8 protein-coding genes are annotated in these 6582 nt (G+C 58.2%); 3 read left to right on the top strand and 5 right to left on the bottom strand.

Features of this window, described 5'->3' with window-relative positions; translation table 11 throughout:
• Window positions 1-68 precede the first annotated feature (68 nt).
• Window positions 69-359, top strand: a complete 291-nt coding sequence (locus ACZRMH_RS15355) for a hypothetical protein (RefSeq protein WP_464014111.1) — start codon at window positions 69-71, stop codon at window positions 357-359.
• A 424-nt stretch (window positions 360-783) separates the two neighbouring features.
• Entirely contained in the window at window positions 784-1062 is a 279-nt protein-coding gene (locus ACZRMH_RS15350) for a DUF3509 domain-containing protein (protein ID WP_464014110.1), read from the top strand.
• Between the two features lie 65 nt (window positions 1063-1127).
• Here the strand turns inward: ACZRMH_RS15350 and mtnC are convergent, their stop codons facing one another.
• From mtnC to aroC, 5 genes are all read right to left on the bottom strand, one after another.
• Entirely contained in the window at window positions 1128-1811 is a 684-nt protein-coding gene (gene mtnC / locus ACZRMH_RS15345; protein WP_464014109.1) for an acireductone synthase, read from the bottom strand.
• A 10-nt stretch (window positions 1812-1821) separates the two neighbouring features.
• The gene (locus ACZRMH_RS15340) at window positions 1822-2367 is read right to left on the bottom strand and encodes a 1,2-dihydroxy-3-keto-5-methylthiopentene dioxygenase (protein WP_464014108.1); all 546 of its coding nucleotides are present in this window, start codon (window positions 2365-2367) and stop codon (window positions 1822-1824) included.
• A 100-nt stretch (window positions 2368-2467) separates the two neighbouring features.
• Window positions 2468-3088, bottom strand: a complete 621-nt coding sequence (locus tag ACZRMH_RS15335; protein ID WP_464014107.1) for a methylthioribulose 1-phosphate dehydratase — start codon at window positions 3086-3088, stop codon at window positions 2468-2470.
• Window positions 3085-4233 carry an MFS transporter gene (locus ACZRMH_RS15330; RefSeq protein WP_464014106.1) on the bottom strand — a complete coding sequence of 383 codons (1149 nt, stop codon included), beginning with the start codon at window positions 4231-4233 and terminating at the stop codon, window positions 3085-3087. The genes ACZRMH_RS15335 and ACZRMH_RS15330 overlap by 4 nt, the downstream gene beginning before the upstream one ends.
• Window positions 4234-4267: 34 nt before the next feature.
• Window positions 4268-5359: a chorismate synthase gene (aroC, locus tag ACZRMH_RS15325; RefSeq protein WP_464014105.1), complete on the bottom strand. Its 1092-nt coding sequence runs from the start codon at window positions 5357-5359 to the stop codon at window positions 4268-4270.
• Window positions 5360-5552: 193 nt separating this feature from the next.
• Here aroC and ACZRMH_RS15320 point away from each other — a divergent pair, with 193 nt between their 5' ends.
• Window positions 5553-6557, top strand: coding sequence for an alpha/beta hydrolase (locus ACZRMH_RS15320; protein WP_464014104.1), 1005 nt, complete (start codon window positions 5553-5555; stop codon window positions 6555-6557).
• The last annotated feature ends 25 nt before the right edge of the window (window positions 6558-6582 follow it).

The following is a 6582-nucleotide window of genomic DNA, read 5'->3' as shown; positions in this document are numbered from 1 at the left end:
CGCATGCCAGACGGCCGTGATACCTGCACCATTTACCCCGGCTGCACGGAAAACAAGGCGGTGACCCCATGAGCCTTGCCTCCCTGAAAGACAGTGATAGAGCGTCCTTTGACGGGCGTATCCATAGCTGCCCACTACGCGGGCACTCGACCAGTTTTCAATTGGTCGATGAACTAGGGGAAGGCGAGCCCTACGCCGGTTTGGTATACGAAGTTACTGATTCTGAAGATATCACCTACACCGGCAAACTGGATGCTACCGGTTCCGGCAAGGTGGACAACCATTATTGTGGCCCGACGTACAGGGCTTTGCGGGGCGGCATGCAAGCGTTGGCAGGTGCGTTTCCTGCAGATGCTTGAACAGCAGGGGCACACCGAGCTAGTCCAATGGATCACCTGGCTCGGTAGTCGCAAGGTCAAGGAAGTGAGTGATTTTGTGCGTGATAGCGGACAGTTGAAGGAGGTCGCGGGTTCTCGTTACTCAGCTGATTCAAATCGGCGCTTTGCCGTTCCACCCAAGCACTCCAGAAAGCGGAACTGCGTTTCATAAGGTGCTTCAGCCACTACCTAAAAACACAAAATGCTACCCGCGAGTTGTGTGTAGCCAGCTCAAGAATGGATTGTGCACGATGCACGATGGCCATTCATGCAGAATGCACGATCGACAATTGCATTAAAAATTTTAAGACATTGATTTATAAGGATTTTTTAAAAAACGCATAGTGGCACAATCACTGCAACCTCTACTCCATACAAGCACTTGAGCGCTAATGGAGCTGAACACATGAGCCTGATCCAGGAAAAATTTGCATCGTTGTTCTCCAACCACACCGTCACTGTAAAACCTCGCCCTGATGGCGGCGTGTTGCTGACCTTGTGTGACAGCGATGGCAAGCAGACCCAGCGCACGCTGTCCTACACCCAGTTGCACACCGCCGAGGAATTAACCTGGGCCATCAGCGCCATTCGCCGTGACCTGGCCGGTACAGCCAGTGAATTGCCGACGATTTCGCTGCTGCAAAGTCAGCATCGCTTTGCCCTGCCGACTTACCACACCCGCTAAACCGAATCCCAGAGACAAAAAAGCCAGCGATTGCTGGCTTTTTGCTGTGCGGTGGATCAAAGCGCTTAAAGCCCGGCAGGATCGATCTCGGCAAAACTCTTGACCGTTTTATGCCCCGCCAGCTCGCCCCCCTCACGGGCCAGGCCGCAGGTCAACATGCCTGCAGCCTGAGCAGCATCCAGCTCTTCAACAATATCGGACAGAAACAGGATCTTCCCGGCCGGGCATCCTATGGCTTCCATGATATGCCGATAGGACTGCGCCTCGCGCTTGGGCCCAGAAGTTGTATCGAAATAGCCGTTGAACAGCGGCGTCAGGTCGCCCGCTTCCGAGCAGCCAAAGATCAGTTCCTGGGCCTGGATCGAACCCGAAGAGTAGACATACAGTTCATAGCCCTGCTCGTGCCAGGCCTGCAGTGCCTGCACTGCGTCCGGGTAGACATGGCCCTTGAGCTCCCCTGCCTCATAGCCCTGCTTCCAGATCATGCCTTGCAAGGCCTTGAGCGGTGTGGCCTTGCGGTCTTCGGCAAGCCACTGCTGCAGGATTTCGATAACACGCTCGACATCGGCTTCCGGCTCACCGCTGTCCAGGCGCACCGCACCCAGTTGCATGGCCACGTCCGGGTCTTCGGCGTGCTGACGGACAAATTCGGGCAAGTGCCTGGCCGCGTACGGGAACAGCACGTCGAACACGAAGCTGACGGCACTGGTGGTGCCTTCGATATCGGTGAGGATGGCTTTGATCGGCATGGGGGCGTCCTTAATCTTCGAGGCGCGGGAAGCGGTTGGCGATATCTTCGCCGGTAAAGTTTGCAACCCAGCCCTCGGGGTTATTGAACAGGCGGATGGCGACAAAATGCGGATGCTCGCCCATGTCGAACCAGTGCGGCGTACCTGCGGGCACGGAGATCAGGTCGTTCTTTTCACACAATACCGCGTAAACATAGTCGCCAATATGCAGCGTAAACAACCCGCGTCCGGCGACGAAAAAGCGCACTTCATCTTCGCCATGGCGGTGCTCGTCGAGGAACTTGGCGCGCAATTCGGCTTTTTGCGGGTGATCGCTGTTAAGGCTGATCACGTCAACGGTGACATAGCCACCTTCGCTCATCAGCCGGTCAATCTGGGCGCGATAGGCGTTGATTACTTCATCCTGGCTGGCACCCGGCTGAATCGGCGTGGCGGCCTGCCAACGCTCAAAGCGCACCCCCTGCTCGGCCAGCGTGGAGGCAATGTCATCAAGGTGAGTCAGCACCTTGTTGGGTAATTCAGAGCTGGATACGTGATAAACGGACAGGCTGCTCATGGGGCGTGGTTCCTCGGCTTCGGCGCGCTTTCGGCTTTTACAGGCCGTTCAGGCAGACCGTGCAAATCAGGTAGTGAGCTTCTTCACGGTGAAGTCAGCGTTAGCGATTGAGTACGGCGCGGGTTTTCAGTTCACATTCAAACAGAAACTCGAAGGCTTCGATCTGGCGCAGGGCATCACTCATGCGTGCACCCCAGGTGTACAGACCATGCCCGCGGATCAAATAACCCACGCAGTCAGGATGCGCCTCAAGCCAAGGCTGGACCTTGGCCGCCAGGCGGGTGATGTCCTGGTCGTTGTCGAAAATCGGCACCAGCACCTTCGACTCATGGGTCGATATGCCACTAAAGGCCTTTTGCAGTTCGTAGTCTTCAAATTCGATGCTGTCACCCGGAGTCAGGCGCGACAGCACCGTGGCATTGACCGAGTGGGTATGCAGCACCGCGCCGATCTGCGAGCACCAGCTGTAAAGCTGGGTATGCAGCAGGGTTTCTGCCGAAGGCTTTTTGCCCGGCTCCAGGCTGTTGCCTGCCAGGTCGGTGGCCAGCACATCGTCCGGGCCCAATTGGCCCTTGTGCTTGCCCGAGACGGTCAGCAGCGCTTCGCTGGCCGACAGTCTGGTCGAGTAGTTGCTGCTGGTGGCCGGCGACCAGCCGCGACCATACAAAAAGCGCCCGGCTTCGATAATTTCCTGGCTCAGGTGTTCACGGGTAAGGCTCATGGCCTGTCCTCTTGCAGTCGAGTGGCAATGATAACGGCTGCGGCCAGCGCTGCGACGCTCGCCATACTAAAGGTGATAGTGGGGCCCAGGGTGTTCCAGCTGTAACCGGAGTACAACGCCCCTACCGCACCACCAATACCGGCCAGCGTGGCGTACAGGGCCTGGCCCTGCCCCTGTTGGCCGGGGCCAAAGCTGCGCTGCACAAAGGTCATGGCCGCAGCGTGGAAACTGCCGAAGGTGGCAGCATGCAGCAGTTGCGCCAGCAGCAGCACCCATAAGTGCTCGGCAAAAGACCCCAGCAGCAGCCAGCGCAAAGCGGCCAGGATAAAACTGAACATCAACACCCGGCGTACCGAGAACTTAAGCAGGATGCGGCGCATGGCCATAAACATCAGCACTTCCGCCACCACCCCCAATGCCCAGAGCAGACCAATCACGCCGCGACTGTAGCCCAGGTGCTCAATGTGCAAAGTGAAGAATGTGTAATACGGCCCATGGCTCATTTGCATCAGCGCGACACAGATGTAAAACGCCAGAACACCAGGGCTGAACAATTGCTTTAAAAAACCGCCCTCCATCAGCTTGCGGCCCAGGCTGGAGGGCTGCGCGTTCGGCACCCACAAACTGCACAGCACAATGCCACCCATGATCACGATCAACGCAACCGGGTAGATATCCAGGCTCAGCCATTCAAACAGGCGACCCAATATCACCACGGTGAGAATAAAACCGATCGAGCCCCACAGGCGAATCTGACTATAACGCTCAGGCTGCTCGCGCAGATGGGCAAAGGTGATGACTTCAAACTGCGGCAACACCGCATGCCAGAAGAACGCATGCAACGCCATGACCAGCGCCAGCCAGGCGTAGCTCTGGCTGACAAAGATCAGGGCAAAGCTGACCAAGGTACACAGCGCCCCAAGACGCACGATCAGCAGGCGCTGGCCGGTATAGTCCCCCAGCCAGCCCCACAGATTGGGCGCCACGCAGCGCATCAGCATGGGGATGGCCACCAGTTCGCCTATGCGCGCGCTGGAAAACCCCAGGTGATGGAAATACAGCGCCAGAAACGGCGCTGTCGCGCCGAGCAAGGCGAAATAGAAAAGATAGAAGCCTGACAGACGCCAGTAAGGAAGTGTCGCCACGGCCGTCAGACCGTGACGCTCAACAATCCTTGCATTACAACTGGCCCAGCACGGGAGTGCTTACACGCACGTCAGAGTTCTGGCCGCGATGGCGCAGCAGGTGGTCCATCAGCACAATGGCCATCATGGCTTCGGCGATTGGCGTGGCACGAATGCCAACACAAGGGTCATGACGGCCCTTGGTGATCACGTCCACCGGGTTGCCGTGCACATCGATCGAACGCCCTGGGGTGGTGATGCTCGACGTCGGCTTAAGGGCCAGATGGGCAACAATCGGCTGCCCCGAAGAGATGCCGCCCAAAATGCCGCCCGCGTTGTTGCTGAGGAAGCCTTCCGGGGTCATCTCGTCACGGTGCTCGGTGCCACGCTGAGCCACACTGGCAAAACCGGCGCCAATCTCGATGCCCTTGACCGCGTTGATGCTCATCAGCGCATGGGCCAGTTCGGCGTCCAGGCGATCGAAAATCGGCTCGCCCAGACCCGGGATCACGCCTTCGGCGACCACGGTGATTTTGGCACCCACCGAATCCTGATCACGGCGCAGCTGATCCATATAGGCCTCAAGCTCGGGCACCTTGTCCGGATCAGGGCTGAAGAAGGCGTTTTCTTCGACCGAATCCCAAGTCTTGAACGGGATTTCAATCGGGCCCAGTTGGCTCATATAGCCACGGATCACGATGCCCTGGGTGGCCAGGTACTTTTTCGCTATGGCACCAGCGGCCACACGCATGGCCGTTTCACGGGCCGAACTGCGACCGCCGCCGCGATAGTCGCGCTCACCGTATTTGTGGTGGTAGGTATAGTCGGCGTGGGCCGGGCGGAACAGATCCTTGATCGCCGAGTAGTCCTTGGACTTCTGGTCGGTATTGCGGATCAGCAGGCCAATGGCGCAACCGGTGGTGCGACCTTCAAACACTCCAGAGAGGATTTCGACTTCGTCGGCTTCCTGGCGCTGGGTGGTGTGGCGGCTGGTGCCGGGCTTGCGTCGATCCAGATCACGCTGCAAGTCTTCAAGGGACAGCTCAAGCCCGGGCGGGCAGCCATCAACAATGGCGACCAACGCCGGACCATGGCTTTCGCCAGCGGTGGTGACAGTGAACAGCTTGCCGTAGGTATTGCCGGACATGCAGGGCGCTCCGCGAAAATCAGCCGATAGAATTCAGCCCAGAATAGGTTCATGTCCCGTTGCAGCCACAACAGAAGTTGAACAGATCCCAGATAACCAAATGCGCCAGTATACGCAGGCTACCTCTGTAGTTCATCCTCGAACCTTCCTCATCCGGGTTTGTCCAACCGGCACACTAGACAATGATGGCGCTATGATGCTGCGAATACTCGTTTTTGCACTGACCCTGTTTGGCTTTGGCACCCAGGCCCTGGCGGCTCCACCTTCCAATGTCTTGCTGCGGCCCATTGAACTGGATACCGGCTCTGGCACGTTGTACGGCTCGCTGGTACTGCCCAAAAGCGACAAACCCGTGCCCGTGGTGCTGATCATTGCCGGCTCAGGCCCGACTGACCGCGATGGCAACAACCCGATTGGCGGGCGCAACGACGCCTTGAAAAAGCTGGCATGGCGCCTGGCCCAGAGCAATATCGCCAGTGTGCGCTTCGACAAGCGCGGCATAGCCCAAAGCCAGCCCGCCGGGCCTGACGAGCAAAAACTCAACTTCGATCAATATGTCTTAGACGCTGTGGCCTGGGGCGAAAAGCTCAAAAGCGACCCGCGCTTTGGCAAGGTGTTTGTCATCGGCCACAGTGAAGGGGCGATGATCGCCAGCCTCGCAGCGCCGAAAATCGGTGCCGCCGGGGTGGTTTCCATAGCCGGCACGGGGCGCCCGGTGGGTGTGCTGCTGCGCGAGCAATTGCAACGCAATCATCTGCCGCCTGCCCTTCTCAAGCGCAGCTTTGAGCTGATCAGCACCCTGGAAGCCGGTAACACCGACAACAATGTGCCCAAAGACCTTGAGGTGGTATTCCGCCCAAGTGTGCAGCCCTATATGGTCAGCCTGTTGCGCCACGACCCGGCAGCCGCTTTTGCTGCATTGAAAATGCCGGCCATGATCATCCAGGGCACCCACGACATTCAGGTCGAGGTCAAGGATGCGCGCCTGCTCAAGGCGGCCAAACCGGATGCCGTGCTGACCTTGATCAATGGCATGAACCACGTGATGCGCATCGTGCCCATGGACATGAAACGCCAGGTGCAGTCCTACAACGATCCCAATCAGCGCCTGGCAGGCGAACTGGGCGACCGAACTGTGCGCTTTATCACCAAAGTCAATGCGGGCCAGCCCTTCAGTACTGCGCACAACGGCCGATAAACATGTGTCGGCCGCCTTTGCTTTG

This window comes from Pseudomonas sp. B414 (genome assembly GCF_055408445.1).
This window is presented reverse-complemented; position numbering and strand designations above follow the sequence as displayed.